An 18,506-nucleotide genomic window follows, 5' to 3' on the forward strand; every position below is an offset into this window, starting at 1 on the left:
GCGGTTTGCTACATCGATGTCGGCTCTTCCCACCCTGGGGGTGCAGCTGCCCCCAAGGGTAGGGCTGCCCGCCCGTTAAAGGGGAGCGTGAGCTGGGTTTAGACCGTCGCGAGACAGGTCGGACTCTAAGGGTAGGGGGTGCGGACCGCCTGCGGGAAAGGAACCCCTAGTACGAGAGGAACAGGGTTCCGGGGCCTCCAGTTTACCGGTTGTCCGGTAGGGCACTGCCGGGCAGCCGCGCCCTGAGGGGTAACCGCTGAAAGCATCTAAGCGGGAACCCCTCCCCTAAAAGAGGCGGTCAGGCGGGTTACCGCCAGGGCTTCCCCTAGAAGAGGGGGTTGATGGGGTGGGGGTGTAAGCCCCAAGGCTTTCGCCGAGGGGTTCAGCCCGCCACTCCCAATCAGCCCAGCCCTTAGTTTCCCTAGGCGGTTATGCGAAAGTCGTCTGGTACCAGCCGAGAGCCCTTTACATTTCCATTTCACTATTTTTCACAGTACACGTTAAAGATTATACTTAATAGAGGAGATAGAAAAGGTATCAAACTATAATGCGTATTACAATTTATGGCGGGGGAGATTATTCGGCTTTTGTATAGGTTAGACAAGTAAATTTGAAGATTTCATCATTACTAATGTTTTACCCAAGTTAGGCTTTTCAAAAATAATGAAAACTGGTGGTCCTAATGATAAAGGTTGTGACGCTATAGCTATTAAGGATGAAGTTTATTCTCACTATAGGTACTGTATGCAGATAAAGAGATATAGTAAGACAACAAGGGTTGGAATTAATGATATAAGGGAAGCGATTGACGGGATTGATGTATATAGGTGTGATAGGGGGCTAATAATAACTACATCAAGTTTTTCACCTGAAGCAATAAGTAGAGCGAAATCTAAGAATATTGAGTTATCATTTTCCTCGTTTTTAAGAAGGCTTGTCACGGATATTTTATTAGAGCCTAATTATTTGATCCCGTACTAGGAAAGAATTTTATGTCCTCGACTGAAATATACCTAGAATAATGATGTTTTTAGCAATTACACAGCGGTGTTAAACATCTATGCATTAAGGACTATAAAAATGCCGTAATATATGTCATGTACTCTATCCTCGGGCTAATGATGTGACTTATCACCAATCTAGTTCCCATCCCTTTCTACAACGTGTATCATATTTAAAAAGGTTTGCAGTTTCATATATGTCTATATCAGCCATCATTAATATGGACTAGAAATTTTCATATATATCTAGATCAAGTAGTAAGTAGTGGAAAGGGTATGTCTCAATATCCTCCTACACCAGTAGATGAAGGAATCCTCGATAGGTTATCAGCATTATTAAGTAGACTAGGACTACCAATAACGATAACCATAGGATATGCCATAGTGAGGGAAACAACTACTTGTACAGCAGTAGGACTGAAGAACCTGCTACAAGAAGGAGTACAACAATACGAGATCTATCCAGCATTAGCGGCAACAAACAGAATCCTATCAAACGCAACCAACATCTTCCAAATTATCAGGCACGGTGTAATCATACGCACAAAAGAGGGAAACTACTATTACGTTGGCGGTAAGTCAAACTACTGGGCTGGAGGTAGATCATTCCACGCATACCAAGGATCAACAGAATTCACACTAAACCCCCAAGGAAAAGAGGACTCACCAATATGGCAAAAGATTAGAGAAGCAAACTCAAACATCATAGTCCTACAAGTTAAAACAACAAGACTCTCCACACAATGGGTTAACCCAAAACCACCCGAAGATTGCCAAGCAATAATAGTAGGACCACTACTAAACTGGATAGAAAGCCAAGGAAGAGGAGCAATAATAACCAACTACACACCAGCATTTACAACACTCAGTAGTCTTTATACAAAAATACCAGGTTTATTTGTGTATAAATCTGGTGGAAAGTTAACTGCTGACCCTTTATTAACGATAATGAGAAGTGTTTCGCTAACTCCACCTTATCCTTACTTTGCTATACTTACTCCTATACCGCCTAGTATTACCGCAGTTCCTCCAAATATTTATGATATAGCTAGGATACTTTTCACAGTATTCCCTGCAAGCCTGGATAAAGACTTGTGCGAATTTATCTTAATTGGTTCTCAGGAACTATGTAATGACTTGGCAACTGATTCTTCTTATAAGGAGATGCTTGTTGGTGCTCCGATGTTCTCTGCTTATTCTTGTCCTAGTGGATGTAAGAGTGTAGGACTTGTGGGTTTCGTGTACTCAATAAACGAGAATTTGTTTGAGAAGCTTAGTAACAATAATTTCCCCTTAGCTCCTCTGTTTTTTGTGCCTGGTCCAAGTACTGTTAACGGTGAGTACACTGATCAATCGATAGAGGAGTATGCGAACTTGCTCGGTGTCGGTGATTTGTTATCTCTAAGTAAGAGTTACACATCTAGTGCTAATAGAGCTGAGAGTGAGATTATCACTGCATTAGGTCTTTCAGCTGGTATTGCTGTTGCAATTATTAGTTTGGTTGAGTGGTATGAGGATTGGCAGAAGACTTATGATGAGGCTAAAAAGTACGCTGAGGTGGCTAAGAATGTTGTGGAGAGGATTAGAAATTATTTGAACTCCTCTCGTCAGTACGAGTTGTTGAGTTACGTTGATGAGTGTGTCGCTGATTCGATTAGTGAGCTCGGAGAGGAATCGTTGAATGAGGACGAGTTATACTATGCCTCGCTGAATTGCGTGTTAGAGCACAGGATAAGAGGATACCAAATAATAGAATAAGGAAATATATGACCTTTCAACCCTTCTTTTACCGCGTGAACAAACTTTGTAAACTCCTTCCTTTTTGAATATCATTCGGATGTAAGACAAGAAATTATTTATGAGATAACTCTTTAAGTAATAAAGTGAGTTCTCTCTCTAATAGCATTTATAATTATATTCAACATTTCTGGATAGGCAACTAAACGCATCTCTGAACATAAACCTCAGGATATGCGGGTTTCTCCGCATCCGTGATATTCCGCGGATGTGGGTTGGGGTTATCCCGCTAAAGGGGCGGAGGGATAACGGAAGTGACTCTGGTGAAGCCAAGGGCTGAGGATTGATATTAAATATTATGAAATCCTATGAAGCCCAAACCTCTAACTCATACTTGACCTAAACAATTAACCTGGAACTAACCTTCTCTCCCAAAAGACTAAGGCTATGGAATATTTAATCATCTCTAAACTCCTGTTAACAGCCTTAGTAGCCCTCTTAAGGGATCATACATAGTCATTCATTGGGGCTAGTAGAGGGAAACGTCACTTACTCATAAGCGGAGTTATCATTTGAAATATTATTAAAGGAAAATTTTTGGATAATCTCATAATAATATAATTAAATAAAAACAACGTTTAGAAGCGTTCAAAATAACTATACTAAAGTTTTTAAATATATATAATTTATTCCCTTCTCATTAGCTTTCGTCATGAAAAGATTATAGAAACTTTTGTAACTAATAATTATCAAGAAAGCTAAGTACATCTTTTGCTGATTCTAAAATTTTTCTTAGTATGTTTACATCTATTTTAACATTCTGAGTGCGACCTTTATAGGGATGGCTAGTCAATGTTACTTCGGTCGGGTTTAAAGTATAATGGTCTACTGCTACACGATAAACATATAAGAGGTATATTTGCGGATCGAGTCCGCTACTGGCTAAGTCTTGAATAAATTGAGTGTGAGGAAAACTATCATTGTTGTTACCCTTACCCTTATTCCCTTTACAAATATTTTTTATAGACCAATAGTTAAATAAAGAGAAATACACTGCGTTAATTATTCTCCTTATAAATACCTCATCTAAACTATTGCTCAAAAGACTCTCAAAATAATTTAACAGTTTATGGGGGTTTAACTTATTTGCATTGCTTGGTTGCATACTAATACCACTTTACCTGCAATGTCACCTAGACCTTCTCTATTTAGAGTATCTTTAGTATACTTTGCTAGGTACTTCCATTTTTCCCAATCACAATTGTTTATGCGAATTTCTATGAATAATGGTTGCGAGGATTCTACGTCTTCTGTAATACTAATGCTAGAAATATTAATTTGAAATGTATTACTCAGCCATAAGACTATTGATGCTAAACTCCTAAGATCTATAAAATTACTGATACTGTTCACGCAATCCTCATCAATATAAGTTTTCAATATTTCAAGAGCTTCTTTCTTATCAATCATATTAAAAATACTACGGATAGAATTACTATAGGTCTCAGCAGTAGTGGTTACTGGAATATACTTAGAGGAAATACTGATTTGTGTTGGCTCCAAGTTAGAGTATATAGTGAAATTCTCCGTCATGTTTTCTCACCTATTTTGTGCCAGCTTATCTTTGGGGTCCATCTTAACGTATATAGAGGTTCTTGTCGCATCTTAAATTGAGTATTTTTAGACGCCATTATTGGTTCTATCTCAAGTCTAATTAAATATTCACCAATTTTCGCATCTTTATAAATTACTTCTTCATAAGCTGAGACTTTATCGTCTATTTCCAATTCTATCCAGCCTTCATTAACTTGTTTACCTGGCTCTAGGATAGGTTTATCCTTGACCTCATTTAGGGCCCCTTCAGAAGGATGCACAGATATTCCAACGATAAAATTAACATTAAATTCCACACCAAAAGGCGAAGATATTTGCAAAGGTATAACGTCTACAATTGCTGCACGCAAAATAATCATACTACCATCACTGACTTTCACATAACCTCTAACTGAGTTCCTAAAACTTATATTATTTAGTAAAGTGCTCATCATAATCAGCTGTCAACAATTTACTATTTACCATAATAATAAAAAGCTATTTCCTAATTTAAACGAGATAGTTCTAGGGATGTTTTTAAAAAGTTTTTCAAGCTTCCCTCAGACTACAAGGATTTTCCAATAAATGCTACTCGGGCTTATTTTTCTGCTTCTTCAAGGGCTATTCTCTCAATCTCCTTAACCGAGTTGTTTAATAATGCGTTTTCTGGATAAGCAATTGAACGCATCTCTAAACATATACCTCAAGATGTGCGGGTTCCCCCACATCTTTTTTACTTCCACTGGGAGTAGGTGGGTCGGGATTATCCCGCTAAAGGGGCGGAGGGGTATGAACGGGACAATGCCCCGTGACTCTGGTGAAGCCCAAGGGCTGAGAATTGAATACAAATTTATGAAAATTCAATGAAGCCCAAACCCCACCTTTCCGAAAGCCGGGCCTAATTTCCTCAGCTAACCTTACGAAGAAGTCCCTCTGCAAAATTGATCACCTCAATAGCAACGTTAATGCATTCCTCTGCGTCATCTCTCCCGTAACTTATACTCATATTATACCTTGACACCAGATACTCGTCACTTAAAGACTTTAACTTACTCCTATTCTCCCTGACAAAACGATCAATCCTCTCATCATTCGTGACAGTCTTTATATGATTAAGTATGATCCTCAAGTCGTGAACGGTAGGAAAACTTCCTGTCAAAGCTATACTTAACCCCTTTCAAGTAAAGAACCGAAGCTAAACTCGAGAGAAAACAGACTTCACAATAATAACCCTTTTCCAAGGATATTTTTGCTAGCTCGAGGTATCTCTTAGCCTTAGTTATAAGCTCATTAGCCTCACTTGAGACCATAATTACTTGTAGAGTATTATAATGAATAATGATTTTTGCAAAAATGTCAGTTGACTAATTTCTAAAATTCAAGTATTGTAATATAAACTGAAGTTTCTAATTGGATGATGTAAGGGATTAGAATAGTTCTATGAAGAGATCGTTTGAGTTATTAATAGAGAAGGAAGAATAATTGACGATTAGCTAGAAGACTAACTTTTATTGAGTTAAAGAGTACTCCACTTTAACCCTACTTTCCCGCGTGAACACTTTCGTTAACTCATCCTTTTTTAATATCATTCGGATGATGTAGTTGAACCAGTACAGTATTTATTTGGAAAAATCCAAGGTCAGTTATTATGTACTTCCAGAGCGTGGATCAAGACAGTGACGCTAGGAAGACACCTAGTTAAACTCTACGTTAAAGCTTAACTTATCCCTTATAGAACGAATCTCCTACCACTAGAATTTAGGGCATTTTTAATTTGTCAATCTGTTAAACCACCTCTACTCCGTGTCTTTTGGCGAGGCTCTTCAGGGCTTTGTCCTTAGTAGCTAAAGGTAATTTATTTTCTATAGCGTGGGCTAAAATTACGACGTCGTTATATCTGGATAAGCTTAACCTTTCTTTGGTTAATATTTCTAAAGCTCTACTTATAATGTTATCATTGTCGCACAGGATTTTAGCCCTTTCATTAGCCACGTAACTTTTTACGTACTCTACGTTGTCGATGTTGTTAGCTCTCAGAAACCAAGTAAACTCATGGATAACTAAGGAGGGGATTAACCATTCCTCAAGGCTGTCTAATAATTCTTCGGCTTCTTTATGAAACTCCGAATCTTCTACTAGGTCATAGATTAATATGTTTGTGTCAATGACTGCTTTCATTTAAACCCCTTTCTATGTCCCTTTCAATCTCCTCGATAGTTAACTTCCTCCCCAATTTGATTCTCGGTCTTACAGTTAAGACTTTCTTTATTATTATCCTATCCTCTTCTATGTAAAATTCTAAAATATCTCCCTCATGTATGCCTAGCCTGTTTCTTATGGAGGCGGGGATTGTAACTTGATAGTTTCTGGTAACCTTTACCCTTTCCACAACTTACTACTTGATCTAGTTATATATAAAAATTTCTAGTAACATACTCTACACCGGACTTTTATGTATGCGGGTGATTAGATATTTACAAAGTTGGGGGTAAACGGATGAGCTCTCTGGAAACCAGATTGAAGAGGTGTCAGATCTTGGTGCGTATAATTAACAAGTCACAGTAGCTTCTAACTAAAATAATTGCGAAATAGTTTCACTGTGTAATGATTACACTTCTACGTACTCTTCGATCCATTTAAGAAAATATCCTTCTTCTTCCTTACTAAGTATGTGTATGTCTAATTCTACTTCTTCATCATCTTTATCGAGTATTTCTAAAGTCCTCCTTATTTTCTCCTTGCTGCTTAACTTCTCGTCGTAGATTACTGCAATATCTAAATCACTGCTGCCCGTGACTCCACCTTTGACGACCGAGCAGAAGACTATTACTTTATCAACCTTTCCCAACGTTATTGCAACCTCCTTAACCCTCTGTGCTATTGTTCTCCAATTGTTTTCTAAGTACTTTATGTACTCTAGCCCTTGTAGCACCACTTTTCTCCCCAAATATCTTTTATGAGTGGAAGAATATAATTTTCGACCGTATCTAAGCAGTCGGACGCAAATTCTGAGTCAATATCAACTAATGAATATTGTCCTTCAGCCCTGCTTAACCAAGATTGAGTCTTTCCTCTTTTCTTTTACTAACTTTTCAATTTCTTTATTATCTGGTCAGTTGTGCTAGTACTGAGAGTAATTTCCTTATATTGTGTGTTTGTGGGAACAAGTAACCTAAGAGAAGATAAGTGGATTTTATAAGCAGTTCGGCTGATATCTGGCAGTTAGTAGCGGAAACGTCGTACAATCCTTCATTAAACGCCTCTTTTGCAATCCTCAAGTATTTTAACGCTCTTTCACAGAGTAATTTTGCGTTATTTATTGAGAACATTAATTAAATGTAGCAAAGTTAACTTATAATATCTAGATCGCCTTATTGCTGTGTAACTTACCTTCCTTTTTTTTTCTTTTATCCTTTGCACTTTCTAAGGGATCATAAAGCGGCGAATAAAGCCGTTAATCTTATGATTAGTGTGTCTAAAATACTGTTAGTCTGTCTCGGTATTCGAATTATTTAATTGCGTAATTTGTGCCTCAGTGATTTCGCTGAGGGAGTCCCCGATAAGAACTCTTAAAATTGCATCCGTGTGATAAAGAGAAGAAAGCGAAACAATGGCGTAAGTGTTGAGACTGATCTAGATTGGAAATAAATAGATTCTGTGTAGCTTACCAGAAGATGAAGAAAGATAATTACTTTTTACTTACCTAATTACCTCATATATACCAGCGAACTTAAGGAACTCCTCCTCATCTTTCTCGTCAATCAGGTTTAAGTCTAAAATCTCTGAAATCTCTTCAGGCAGAGATAAGTGGATTTTAACCAGCAAGTCTCTTACGCGAGTGATGTCTAACCCCTTAACGACTAACGCTATGTCGAGGTCACTACTCCCCATTGCCTTACCTTTTATCACAGATCCGTACACTATAGCTTCCTTTACTTCGGCGAACTTACGTGCCGTATTCAAAGTTAGTGAAGCTATCTTCCTCCAATTCTCTTCCAAGTACTTTATCCTCTCTAGCCCGAACACCACTTGTCTCCCCATACCTCCTTTACAAGCTCAATTATTTTTTTAGCCGTATTTAAGCAAATTTCTGCGTCCTCTTTTTCTAAACCGTAAGAGAAGTATTGTCCCCTTTGTCTTGCGTCTTCCAATAAAATCAACTCGCTCCTCTTCTGTCTAACGAAAGTAGCTATTTTGTCCTTTAAAGCTAGCGAAGAAAGAGTCGATAAGAGTTTCCTTATCTCATGGGTTTCAGGAAATGAATAACCTAAAAACGCAATAGTCGCTTTAATTGCCAACTCAGCGGATATCTGTGACATGAGACCTGAAGCGTTATAAAGACCCTTGTTGAAAGCGTCCTCAGAAGCCTGAATGTATTCTAACGACCTTTTACAAAGTGATATATGAAGCTCGTGCACATGAAACCATCACATTATAAATTATTAACTTTTACATTCGTCCTCATGCACTTTTTAGATCCATCCCAATTTAGGCACTATATCCTACGAAATACAGAAGTGGTTTCCGGACTATCATAAAATGCTACGAACGATACTAGAACGTTTTCTAAGTTTAGTGAGCGATGCTTAGTGGGTACGGTATGGACATACTCGAAGTAGAAAGCTAACATGAAGTAAATTGCCTGAGAGGTTATACGTTTTATTGCTTAAGCACATTCTTAAACACCCACAAGGCGAGGACAATATAACCGAGTAAGAGTTCTGAGACGACCATTACAACGTCCTTTTGTCCTACCAATAGCTCCAGGTAAGACAACAAAATATTCCCCAAAGCACCGAAAATACTGCCTAGGGTTGCGAGTATGCCGTTATAAGACGCAATAATTTCTTTAGGTAACTTCATCTGGAAAATAGGACTTGCAAATGAGCTGTAAAGGGTCAAGGAAAGCCAATAAAAAACTATAAGGATTAAAGAAAACTGAGGCTGGACAAAAGCTAGAGAAACCAAAAGTATCGCGGGGATAAGACCCCTGAAAAATATAAAGATATAATATAGATTATTTCTGTATTTTTCTACCTTAATTTTAGTAAAAATTAGAAGTGAAACACTACTGTACGCTATTGTCATCGAGTAGTAGATCATGTAGTTGAGGACGAAATAGGACTGTGCAAAAAACACTAGAAAGGTCGGTAATAGACCGCCTATAAAGTTTGCGAAAAGTGTATCTATAGGGAAGAACGTCACCGCCCGATCCTTTTTAAACGCTGAAATTGAAAGGGAGAAGGGGAGTTTAGCACTACCAGTGCCTTTAGGGTATTTAATCTTGAAAATTAAAGGAGTATGTATTAACAACATGAATAAGCCGAGGACTAAAAGTAGTGATCTTAGTCCGATTATGAAAAAGGTTAGGTACAAGAATACGATCGCCGAAGCGGTTCTCACAATGTTTACAGTAATCCACACCACTCTGTACTCTGAGGCAGAATTTACCAAATTCCTTAATACCTTTACGTGGTTTGTCCCCTTAAAAGAGTGTATAGTGACAATCACAGTATAAGCTAGGAAAATAAAACCTAGTTCAAAACGGTAAAGGAAATAAAATAGTAAAAAAGAAGTTCCGCTTAACAGTGAAAGTATTAGATCATACCTCCTAGTGTTTACTATATAATCTGTTAGGAAACCTGCTATACCGCTCAAATGCCCCAGAACGTAAGAAATGCTAAGTAAAGCTCCTACCAGTAACGGGTTTTTAGTCTGTAAGAAAAGGTAAGCTGGAAATACTGCCGAGATGATTATTACAGGCTGTAGAAAGTGCTGTAAAAGGTAAAGCCTGACGTTAGTATTAGATAGTATTTTACTCGGCTTCGACTCCAACAACTTCACCTAACTCGTGTAATTTAGGACAGCCTCTACTCAACGGTGAAAGGATATATTTAGCCCATCTGTTGATTTTACTTTCATCAAGTACTATGCTTCCATCTCCTTCCATGTAGCCTACTGATTCATTATCTATTATTACAGTTAGAGGACATTTGAATAATTTACCATCATTTCTTATAATTGTAGAAAACGGATACAGCGCCTGACATAAATCATCCATCGCTGGAACACTATCAATTTGAAGTAACGTGTCTTTATCTGGAATGTTCAAGCCTAGTTGCGTAGCATACATATATAATTCTTGAATTATTTCCATATCTTTTTTTTAGGTTCTATGACTTTTAGATTTTTATCGTTGTCTCCACCAGATCTAGTCACGGGGAAAAAGTGAAGTAATATCTTTTATCTGTGCTAAAGTAATTCGACGCTAAGTCTAAGAATTTCTTAATTGAGTCTAAATTATCTGGCATTACGTTTGATCTTAATAAACATAAAGAAATTATCAGTTACATTTCTTGTTTGAATAAGATTCTTAAATATTTTATCGAACGTAGGCTTACCATTTAATAATGGTCTAAGCTTATCATGAGCATCTTTATAACCGTCTATTGTCACCTGAAATATCTTTACACCTTTTTCTAACAAGACCTTGAATTTCACTGTATCTAATAAGAGGTAACCATTAGTTATAATCCTACCAACTGTATCTATTTTATACATTTTCGCTATCGAATTAGTGAAATCCACAATATCTATAATAGTTTTAAAATCTAGTAACGGCTCTCCTCCATATCATCTGATATGAACTTTTCTGAAAAAGCCAGTTTTAATATTATTTTCTAAAAATAATTTTATCCTTTTTGTCATCCCTGATGTAGTTATTATATTTTTAATTTTATTATGGTCATTCTCGTAGAAGTACACACATCTAAAATTACACCAACTAGATGGAATGATAGTTATCGAAAAATTTTCTTATCTTGTATTTTTCTATCATCCCACTCACCTAACTTACATATATGTGTTATTATGGGTCGGACTTTCATTGAGGCTTCATGAATTTGTATCCAACCTCTCGTCCTCATTCCCCTTATTTCCCTCCCCATGCCGTCTACGGGAGTTAAACCACTCCCTTCAAGGATATGGGGAGCCTCATCAAACCCATCCTCCCCCTCACATTGCTCATCGAGTTCACTGTAGGGCTCTCTTTTACATGATAGTACGTAACTACAAAATTTATAAACTCTCATGAGAAGAGCTAGGAATGTTAAATAATATCAAATGGCGTAAAATTCACGGTTTATCTGAAACTGTTGTCAACGGCTAATTTTACGCTAAATTATAGCTAATTGAATTTTTACTTTTATTTTTAGAAAAATATGAAGAGAAAGAAGGGTTTTTTACACATCAAAAGAACCTTGGGCCTTAAACTTTCACTCTTCTGTTTTTCATTCTTAGATCTCTTAGTAGTAGTTATACATACAGATTGATTTTTTTCTCAGTAAACTGGGGAGTTTATACAATTATTCTCACGTTGTAGATTTAACGTTAGGATCCAACCTCATTCTTTGCTCAATTTTTCAAAATTGGATGAGAAGAAAAGCTTAATAGTTGAAAAGATAAGTAATGAATTAGGGATGAGGGGGTCAGGTCAGACCCACGGCGTCCTATCATAGGTCAACTCGTGTCGTGTTCATCATCCCCTCATCCCCGATTTCTACTTCTGTTAAAACATTTTTAAAAACTTTTTTGTTTTTTATCTTCACCCTTTTATTATCACAATATGAATATTATAACAGTTCCTTTGTTTCATTATTTTCTTTTACTTTACAAAGAAAGGGGTTAAGGGGCGAAGCCCTTATACTAGAAGACTTTAATGAATTAGGGAGGAGGTAAGTTAGGTTAGGGAGGTAAGGGAGGTTAGTTAGTAGGTAAGGAGGGCAAGCAAGGTAAGCAAGACTAGGTTAGCAGGACAAACCGGGGTTAAGGGACTAAAACTATGTTTTTCATAATAATTCTATCCAACTAACTTCAAATCCCGCATATATACATAAAAGATAAACATATGTAACATTTATAATTATACCACAAAATTAAATTCATTTTTCAGAATGTTTACACTTAAATTCACTGTTTCTATTATCTGAGATTAAAAATTATCGCCAATGAAATTTAGCTTGTTACTTAAATTAAAAAAACGTCTAATTGGTTACTCTTTTAATTTAGGGCTTTGCGGTTAGCGATACTTTATCTGGAAAGTGAGTCATAAACTTCTTCACTTTTGGGCTTATAACTAACCTACAGTATGGTTGATTAGGGTGTTTTTCGAAGTATTTATGATGGTATTCTTCAGCCTCATAAAAGTCGTCAAACGGCTTTAATTCTGTTACTACTTTTTTACCGAGTTTTTTCTCTACTTCTTCAATAACTTCTTCTGCTATCTTACGTTGCTCCTCGTTGTGGTAAAGTATAATAGATCGGTACTGAGGACCTACATCATTCCCCTGTCTGTTAGGAGTTGTAGGGTCATGGATCTCAAAAAAGATCTCTAAGAGTTCTCTATAGCTTATGACAGAGGGGTCGAAAGTTATTTGGACTACTTCCGCATGTCCTGTTAAGCCTGTACAAACGTCATCGTAAGTGGGATTATGCATCCAACCTCCGGCGTACCCAGGCTTAACGTCTATTACTCCTTTTACCCTTGAAAAAACCGCTTCTGTGCACCAAAAACACCCTCCGCCCAGTGTAGCTTTTTCCATAAATTCTGGTCAATGTTTACAGTATTAAACTATTGTTAGGAAAAATTTTACGCTTGGAAAAGGGTTTTTTGACTATTTCGAGAATGAAGATATTAGCAGGAGAACATGCTTTCTTATTTTCCCGATTTGGTATTAGCTAGGAATAACGATCTGAAGCAAGAATTATGCTATTCAGTTATATAGTTAAGGGTGAGAGGTTTAGTCATTATCTCTAGGATTCTAAGCCCTGGAAACCAAATTTCCGATTTTATCCAGTTCTTGTCCCTTCGTTTCTGGTACTAGAAATAGTGTTATCAGTGCTGATAACAACGCTACTAAACCGTAAATTCCTACCATTCCACCTAATCCTATAATCGAAACTAGTGAAGGGAAGAGCGAAATTACAGTGGCCGAAGCTGTCCTATCGACAGCTACACTAATAGCTTGTGAAGTCCCCCTAACTTTAGTGTGGACCAGCTCTGGAGTGACCATACCTGAGCCTATTATTGACGCAGGCCCCATTGCGGAGAATAGATAGTTTAGCATGTAGAAAGTCAGACCTAAAACCGCTCCTTCTCCGGTGAGTTGGTTAGCCTTAGGCAAGCCGAAAATAGAGGGGTCTAAAAGCAGTAGTGAATAAAGGATTAACCATGTTGAAACTCCGGTGTAGCCTATAATTATAAGCGGTTTTCTCCCTATCTTGTCTATCAAGAGTATGCAGAGTAATTGACCCGGAATTCCCGCAAAGAACTGGGCGATGTAAGTGAACATTATAGGTGTTATTCCCAAGTTATAGGCAATGGTTATAGGACCGTAAATTGCAAAGGTGGAGGAGTAAACGTCGTAAAGTAACCACAATATTGCAGATACTATTATTAGGAAAAGAGAGGACGCAAACCTCTGTTTGAAGCTCTCAGTATCAACGTTAACACGTAGGCTCACCCCTTCTTTCTCTAAGTTCTTGATTTCCTTCTCTATCGGTTTCACTCTTGAAAGGAAAAGTAAAGTTTCGCTCAGCTTTCTTCTGGCGAATATGACGGAAAGTGCAGGGATTGCTCCGAAGCCTAATACTATCCTCCATGCTATTGAGGATGGTAATGGTAAGGTGACTTGGTCTACGAACGCTGCCAGTACTGCTCCCAGACCCCACATTACGGCGAAAGTTATTACCATTGCCTTTCCTCTCTTATCCTTATCGGCGTTTTCAGCAACAATTATCGGTGATAGTACGTAGTCTGCACCGACCCCCATACCGAGTAATAGCCTCGATAAGAAGAGTTCATTATAATTTTGTAAGAAGGCTTGTAGTGCGGCTCCTATTGCCATTAGAGTGACGTCTATTCCGTACATTCTCTTTCTTCCTTCTAAATCGGAAATTAAACCGAACAATAACGCGGAGAACGCCGCACCGAGATAAGATCCCGCGACCAGTAAGCCCTCTGATAACTTATTCATTGGTATAAATGCAGAGATTGTGTAGATCATTAATGATAATGAGTATAAGTTATAACCGTCTGAAAATACCCCCATTCCGGAGATGAGTACTGATCTCCAAGTCAGCTTCATGAGTAGATTTAGTATATACTTACAGTTAAAAATTTTGATTATTTACTTTTAGACATATTTCGTTATATAGTAGGAGAGAATATCTGACTATTTTAAATACTCACGCGAGATCAAATATCGTAATGTTATTGAGGAAGCCCGTCAGGATGTTATCTGGCGTTACTATCGTATCGATTATGACAGCTCCGCACAGATGCCCTCACGGTAAGTGTATTTTCTGTCCCGGGGGCGTTGAGTATAACACGCCTCAAAGCTACTACGGTAAGGAACCGACTTTGATGAGAGCTATTGAGAACAACTATGACCCGTTTTACCAAGTTCAATCACGTTTAAGGCAGTATGAGTTAAACGGTCATACCCCGAGTAAAGTAGAACTTATAATAATGGGAGGGACTTTTTTAGCTACTCCTTTAGATTACCAAGAGTGGTTTGTGACCCAAGCGTTAGAGGGAATGAACAGATATCCGAACCCCACAAAGCCTGGGTTTGTGTATTTGGAAGATGCTCAGGTAAGGAATGAGACTGCTACGGTCAGATGTGTCGGGATGACCGTTGAGACGAAACCGGATTGGGGAAAGGAGAGAGAGGCTAAGCAGATGCTAAGGTTGGGAGTTACTAAAGTGGAACTGGGAGTTCAAACTGTCTATGATGAACTTTTGATGAAGAGTAATAGGGGTCACACTGTAAAAGACTCAATAGAGTCTACAAGGATTCTAAAGGATAAAGGTTTCAAGATAGTCTATCATGTGATGCTAGGTCTACCTGGTTCTGACCCCGATAAGGATCTTGAGGGGTTCAAGAGGCTTTTTTCAGATCCGGACTTCATGCCAGATATGCTGAAGATTTACCCTACTTTAGTGGTCGAGACAGCACCTTTAGCTGAGCTGTGGAAGAGGGGGCTCTACAAGCCTTACGACACTGATACGCTAGTGGAACTGATTTCCGAAATGTATCGATATATTCCCCCGTGGGTTAGGGTAATGAGAGTACAGAGGGACATCCCTGCTCCGATAATCTTAGACGGTAATAAGAAGGGTAATTTGAGGGAGTTAGTGGAGGAGAGGTCGTTGGAGAAAGGTATTAAGATAAATGAGATAAGGTTCAGGGAAGTGGGGATTAAATGGTTACACACGGGTAAATTACCTCAAGGAGAGCCTAAGTTAAAGAAATATGTTTACGAAGCGAGCAGGGGGACGGAGGTCTTCCTCTCCTTTGAATATGATGACGGTACGCTAGTCGGATATTTAAGGTTGAGGAAGCCCTCCGATGTCGAAAAGGTTACTATAGTGAGAGAACTCCATATCTACGGTCTTGAGACTCCGGTGGGTTTGTGGGATGACCTAAGTTTTCAACACAAGGGGTACGGTTCAAAGCTCTTAGCTGAGGCTGAAAGAGTCTCTTCCGAAGAATTTGACGCAAAAAGGATCTTAGTCCTTTCTGGTATAGGTGCTAGAGAGTATTATAGGAAGAAGGGGTATCATAACTCTTATCCTTACATGGAAAAAGAGTTGGTTTAGGATGATACAATTTGTTCAAGTCCTTTCATAATTTCAGATTCTACATGTTCTGTCCATAACATTTCTGGAACGTCTATGGCAAGGAATAAGGGTGAGAGTATTATAGTCTCTACAGCTGTAACAGCTAAGTTTTGTATCCATTTTCCTATGCCTGCTGTCACTTTTAATTGATTTCCTATCTTCTCGAAGGTAAATGTTAAAGCTCTATCTGCAGCTATTAAATCCCTAAGAATTCCTCCCTTTTGAGCCTGGACTATTGCCTTACCGTTTTCCTCCCTATACTGTGTTTTAAAGCCTTTTTGTTGCAGATATGTTACGAACTGATTTATAATTTGTCCCACGTCTTTTTGTGTAGTATATACCTTTTCTTTTTTAAAGATTCCCATACGATTATACAGTCTCTCTCACTAAAAAGTTTATTCATAAGAACTTAATTACTATAATAATAATATAAATTACTAAAGCTAAGAATATAATAATTGTAACAAGTAATAATAATAATTTTAACCTTTACGAAAAAAGTTTTTTAGACGGTAACGAATTAGTCAAACTATGAAAATAGTACGTCCACTATTCCTTTTCATCATAACCTTTGTCGGCGAGGTAGGACTCTTCCTCTTGTTTTCTTCATTTTATAACCCTGCCCTTGCCTCTGAGTTTGGAGGACTTACTGTAATTTATAACGGGTTGGTTTATAAGCCCTATTTTATCGTTCTCTTTACCATCTTTATCCATAACTTAGCAGTAGCTACACTGGATTTTATACCGTTAATGGGAGTCGCGATGATGGTATTTAGTATAATTGAGACGGGATTGGTTGTTGCGATTAGCGGTTCTATTATAGGTACTCCAGGGTTAACTATATCTCTTTATCTCCTAACTTTACCGCACTCTTGGTTAGAATTGCCGGCATATGCAGTAGCCTCAGCTAGTGGTGTCTATTTTCTATTTGACGCGGCTGATAAAGGTTTAAGAAAGGCTCTGGTTAGGTTATTCTACATGTACTTAATGGTAGCGGTAGAACTTTTCGTAGCTGCGAGCTTTGAAGCTGGGGAAATAGTAGACAAGCCTTACGGTCTATTACCCTACTTGTTTTGGATCCCGGCTTTGCCTGCATTTTATTTTCTTATAACTTTCTACAAGTACTTTCAAAAGCTAGCGGATTGTAGCTAATAAAACAGCCGTAAGGACTGCAGCTATCCCCAAAATTAAAGCGTAAGTCGGGAAAGCCGGTTTTTGTGCCCTTGAAGTAGGAAGGCTTTGAGGATAGTAGTATGTTGGTAGAGGCTGAGAGAAGTAATAAGTCGGTTGGTAAAGACTCGGAAAAGTGGGCTGAATGTATAACGGATACCCACACCTCGCGCAATAGTTTGCTATATCCTTGTTAATATGCCCACATCTCGGACATTGTTTCATAAGCTAAAGTCGAACTTCGATATAAAAAATCCTTCCGTATGGTGTACGTTAGGATAAAATCTAACTACCCTCATCCACACTCTACTCTTTTTGTAACCGTAGTTACTTTCATCTAATTTTAGCGGAACTAGATATTTTTCGTATCTCTCTGCATGTCTTTCGCCTTCTTCAGGGAATAAAGAACAAGTGGAGAACACAGTGGGTTTTCTCAACCTTCTAGCCTCCTCTAAGATTATTGCTTGTAATCTTGAGAGCCTTAACATATCGCTCTTATTTAGCCTCAGAAATACTGAAGGGTCGGAGGCAATGGTTCCGCTGTTAGTACATGGTGCGTCGATCAAGATTTTATCAGCTTTTTTCACCGGTAAATTAGCGCCGTCAGCAATAATTAACTCAACGTTCTCTACTCCTAGTCTTCTCATTAGTTGTTTTTGTGTGTTGATCCTCTTCTGTGAAATGTCAACGGCAATTACATAGGACTTGTTGTTAGTTAGTTGCTGGATAAGCGAAGTCTTCATCCCGGGGGCACTACCTACTTCAAGGATTCTCTCACCGGGCTTAGGGTCTAGTACTATCACTGGGTAAACGCTGGCTTTATCTTGTATGACGATTTTCCCTTCTTTAAACTCTTTGAGATCTGAGATCCTCTTGTACGTTTTGATAATTTTATATAGGAAATCAAAGGTATCTTTTTCGACAGTTACGCCTTTTCTTTTAAGTTCTTCTATTGTGCTTTTGATATCTGTTTTAAGTGTGTTTATTCTAATCCAAGTGTCTTTAACGAGTAGTTCGTTACTCGACGTTACACCGGTTACAAGTTTCAATCTTAGTTCCGCCCATTCAGGCAGTTTAAAGGTTATGTTTTTATCGTCATTGAGTAATATTCTCACTATTTCATAGACGTCTCTCCCAGGAAATAAGTAGGAAAAGTAGTAATATTTTTTAAGAACTTCCAGAAATTTTCTGTATAAACTTGTTCTCTCTCCCCTTACACCGAGCGATTTATAAGCTATATCAAAAGCCCTTTCGGGAGAAATCTTATTCTTAAGTATAAGGCTTATAGCCTTAGCGTAAAGTTTTTCTTCCATTTTATGATG

Annotated in this window: 23 protein-coding genes, 1 rRNA gene and 4 pseudogenes (1 of these 28 only partly in view); 7 read left to right on the top strand and 21 right to left on the bottom strand. The window is 38.0% G+C overall.

The window, feature by feature from the left end:
* The 4 genes and pseudogenes from WIW89_RS01995 to WIW89_RS02010 form a co-directional block, all read left to right on the top strand.
* Positions 1 to 420 (top strand): 23S ribosomal RNA (locus WIW89_RS01995) (it extends 2,609 nt beyond the left edge of the window).
* A gap of 198 nt (positions 421 to 618) precedes the next feature.
* A pseudogene (locus WIW89_RS02000) lies at positions 619 to 981 on the top strand (restriction endonuclease); the annotation flags it as partial.
* Between the two features lie 296 nt (positions 982 to 1,277).
* Positions 1,278 to 2,759: a hypothetical protein gene (locus tag WIW89_RS02005; RefSeq protein WP_337719575.1), complete on the top strand. Its 1,482-nt coding sequence runs from the start codon at positions 1,278 to 1,280 to the stop codon at positions 2,757 to 2,759.
* Positions 2,760 to 2,928: 169 nt separating this feature from the next.
* Positions 2,929 to 3,110 (top strand): annotated as a pseudogene (locus WIW89_RS02010) (RNA-guided endonuclease TnpB family protein); the annotation flags it as partial.
* A 35-nt stretch (positions 3,111 to 3,145) separates the two neighbouring features.
* Here WIW89_RS02010 and WIW89_RS02015 read toward each other — a convergent pair.
* From WIW89_RS02015 to WIW89_RS02030, 4 genes and pseudogenes are all read right to left on the bottom strand, one after another.
* A pseudogene (locus WIW89_RS02015) lies at positions 3,146 to 3,238 on the bottom strand (IS1 family transposase); the annotation flags it as partial.
* A gap of 239 nt (positions 3,239 to 3,477) precedes the next feature.
* Complete coding sequence (locus tag WIW89_RS02020) at positions 3,478 to 3,903, bottom strand: hypothetical protein (RefSeq protein WP_337719576.1); 426 nt, start codon at positions 3,901 to 3,903, stop codon at positions 3,478 to 3,480.
* Positions 3,876 to 4,331, bottom strand: a complete 456-nt coding sequence (locus WIW89_RS02025; protein WP_337719577.1) for a hypothetical protein — start codon at positions 4,329 to 4,331, stop codon at positions 3,876 to 3,878. Before WIW89_RS02025 ends, WIW89_RS02020 begins: the two co-directional genes overlap by 28 nt.
* Positions 4,328 to 4,783 carry a hypothetical protein gene (locus WIW89_RS02030; protein WP_337719578.1) on the bottom strand — a complete coding sequence of 152 codons (456 nt, stop codon included), beginning with the start codon at positions 4,781 to 4,783 and terminating at the stop codon, positions 4,328 to 4,330. Before WIW89_RS02030 ends, WIW89_RS02025 begins: the two co-directional genes overlap by 4 nt.
* A 214-nt stretch (positions 4,784 to 4,997) precedes the next feature.
* On the opposite strand from WIW89_RS02030, the pseudogene WIW89_RS02035 reads away from it, so the two are divergent.
* A pseudogene (locus WIW89_RS02035) lies at positions 4,998 to 5,198 on the top strand (RNA-guided endonuclease TnpB family protein); the annotation flags it as partial.
* A 40-nt stretch (positions 5,199 to 5,238) separates the two neighbouring features.
* On the opposite strand, the gene WIW89_RS02040 reads toward WIW89_RS02035, so the two are convergent.
* From WIW89_RS02040 to WIW89_RS02105, 14 genes are all read right to left on the bottom strand, one after another.
* A complete protein-coding gene (locus tag WIW89_RS02040) occupies positions 5,239 to 5,490 on the bottom strand; it encodes a HEPN domain-containing protein (protein WP_337719579.1) in 252 nt (83 codons plus the stop codon).
* Positions 5,444 to 5,641 (bottom strand): HEPN domain-containing protein, encoded by a 198-nt coding sequence (locus WIW89_RS02045; protein ID WP_337719580.1) that lies wholly within the window; start codon positions 5,639 to 5,641, stop codon positions 5,444 to 5,446. Before WIW89_RS02045 ends, WIW89_RS02040 begins: the two co-directional genes overlap by 47 nt.
* A 475-nt stretch (positions 5,642 to 6,116) precedes the next feature.
* Complete coding sequence (locus tag WIW89_RS02050; RefSeq protein WP_337719581.1) at positions 6,117 to 6,509, bottom strand: PIN domain-containing protein; 393 nt, start codon at positions 6,507 to 6,509, stop codon at positions 6,117 to 6,119.
* Positions 6,493 to 6,720, bottom strand: coding sequence for an AbrB/MazE/SpoVT family DNA-binding domain-containing protein (locus WIW89_RS02055; protein WP_337701162.1), 228 nt, complete (start codon positions 6,718 to 6,720; stop codon positions 6,493 to 6,495). The genes WIW89_RS02050 and WIW89_RS02055 overlap by 17 nt, the downstream gene beginning before the upstream one ends.
* Positions 6,721 to 6,939: 219 nt before the next feature.
* The gene (locus WIW89_RS02060) at positions 6,940 to 7,263 is read right to left on the bottom strand and encodes a nucleotidyltransferase domain-containing protein (RefSeq protein WP_337701164.1); all 324 of its coding nucleotides are present in this window, start codon (positions 7,261 to 7,263) and stop codon (positions 6,940 to 6,942) included.
* Positions 7,264 to 7,435: 172 nt separating this feature from the next.
* Positions 7,436 to 7,660 (bottom strand): HEPN domain-containing protein, encoded by a 225-nt coding sequence (locus WIW89_RS02065; RefSeq protein ID WP_337719582.1) that lies wholly within the window; start codon positions 7,658 to 7,660, stop codon positions 7,436 to 7,438.
* Positions 7,661 to 8,030: 370 nt separating this feature from the next.
* Entirely contained in the window at positions 8,031 to 8,357 is a 327-nt protein-coding gene (locus tag WIW89_RS02070) for a nucleotidyltransferase domain-containing protein (RefSeq protein ID WP_337719583.1), read from the bottom strand.
* Complete coding sequence (locus tag WIW89_RS02075; RefSeq protein WP_337719584.1) at positions 8,345 to 8,749, bottom strand: HEPN domain-containing protein; 405 nt, start codon at positions 8,747 to 8,749, stop codon at positions 8,345 to 8,347. Before WIW89_RS02075 ends, WIW89_RS02070 begins: the two co-directional genes overlap by 13 nt.
* 241 nt (positions 8,750 to 8,990) lie before the next feature.
* Positions 8,991 to 10,175, bottom strand: coding sequence for a hypothetical protein (locus WIW89_RS02080; protein ID WP_337719585.1), 1,185 nt, complete (start codon positions 10,173 to 10,175; stop codon positions 8,991 to 8,993).
* Positions 10,147 to 10,488, bottom strand: coding sequence for a hypothetical protein (locus WIW89_RS02085; protein WP_337719586.1), 342 nt, complete (start codon positions 10,486 to 10,488; stop codon positions 10,147 to 10,149). Before WIW89_RS02085 ends, WIW89_RS02080 begins: the two co-directional genes overlap by 29 nt.
* A gap of 143 nt (positions 10,489 to 10,631) precedes the next feature.
* A complete protein-coding gene (locus tag WIW89_RS02090; protein ID WP_337719587.1) occupies positions 10,632 to 10,919 on the bottom strand; it encodes a hypothetical protein in 288 nt (95 codons plus the stop codon).
* Between the two features lie 212 nt (positions 10,920 to 11,131).
* On the bottom strand, positions 11,132 to 11,422 hold the full coding sequence (locus tag WIW89_RS02095) for a hypothetical protein (RefSeq protein WP_337719588.1): 291 nt from the start codon (positions 11,420 to 11,422) through the stop codon (positions 11,132 to 11,134).
* Positions 11,423 to 12,394: 972 nt separating this feature from the next.
* Positions 12,395 to 12,931 carry a peptide-methionine (S)-S-oxide reductase MsrA gene (gene msrA / locus WIW89_RS02100; RefSeq protein WP_337719589.1) on the bottom strand — a complete coding sequence of 179 codons (537 nt, stop codon included), beginning with the start codon at positions 12,929 to 12,931 and terminating at the stop codon, positions 12,395 to 12,397.
* Between the two features lie 219 nt (positions 12,932 to 13,150).
* The gene (locus WIW89_RS02105) at positions 13,151 to 14,476 is read right to left on the bottom strand and encodes an MFS transporter (RefSeq protein WP_337719590.1); all 1,326 of its coding nucleotides are present in this window, start codon (positions 14,474 to 14,476) and stop codon (positions 13,151 to 13,153) included.
* Between the two features lie 83 nt (positions 14,477 to 14,559).
* On the opposite strand from WIW89_RS02105, the gene WIW89_RS02110 reads away from it, so the two are divergent.
* The gene (locus WIW89_RS02110; protein ID WP_337719632.1) at positions 14,560 to 15,993 is read left to right on the top strand and encodes an elongator complex protein 3; all 1,434 of its coding nucleotides are present in this window, start codon (positions 14,560 to 14,562) and stop codon (positions 15,991 to 15,993) included.
* On the opposite strand, the gene WIW89_RS02115 is transcribed toward WIW89_RS02110, so the two are convergent.
* On the bottom strand, positions 15,990 to 16,379 hold the full coding sequence (locus WIW89_RS02115; protein ID WP_337719591.1) for a hypothetical protein: 390 nt from the start codon (positions 16,377 to 16,379) through the stop codon (positions 15,990 to 15,992). The genes WIW89_RS02110 and WIW89_RS02115 overlap by 4 nt on opposite strands.
* Before the next feature lie 166 nt (positions 16,380 to 16,545).
* Between WIW89_RS02115 and WIW89_RS02120 the strand changes: the two genes are divergently transcribed.
* On the top strand, positions 16,546 to 17,166 hold the full coding sequence (locus WIW89_RS02120) for a stage II sporulation protein M (RefSeq protein WP_337701189.1): 621 nt from the start codon (positions 16,546 to 16,548) through the stop codon (positions 17,164 to 17,166).
* On the opposite strand, the gene WIW89_RS02125 is transcribed toward WIW89_RS02120, so the two are convergent.
* Both WIW89_RS02125 and WIW89_RS02130 read right to left on the bottom strand, forming a co-directional pair.
* Positions 17,149 to 17,409, bottom strand: a complete 261-nt coding sequence (locus WIW89_RS02125) for a zinc-ribbon domain-containing protein (protein WP_337701191.1) — start codon at positions 17,407 to 17,409, stop codon at positions 17,149 to 17,151. The two genes, WIW89_RS02120 and WIW89_RS02125, sit on opposite strands and share 18 nt — an antisense overlap.
* Entirely contained in the window at positions 17,406 to 18,497 is a 1,092-nt protein-coding gene (locus WIW89_RS02130; protein ID WP_337719592.1) for an RsmB/NOP family class I SAM-dependent RNA methyltransferase, read from the bottom strand. Before WIW89_RS02130 ends, WIW89_RS02125 begins: the two co-directional genes overlap by 4 nt.
* Between the last annotated feature and the right edge of the window lie 9 nt (positions 18,498 to 18,506).

The sequence above is a fragment of the Stygiolobus sp. CP850M genome (assembly GCF_037389425.1).
GTDB lineage: Archaea > Thermoproteota > Thermoprotei_A > Sulfolobales > Sulfolobaceae > Stygiolobus.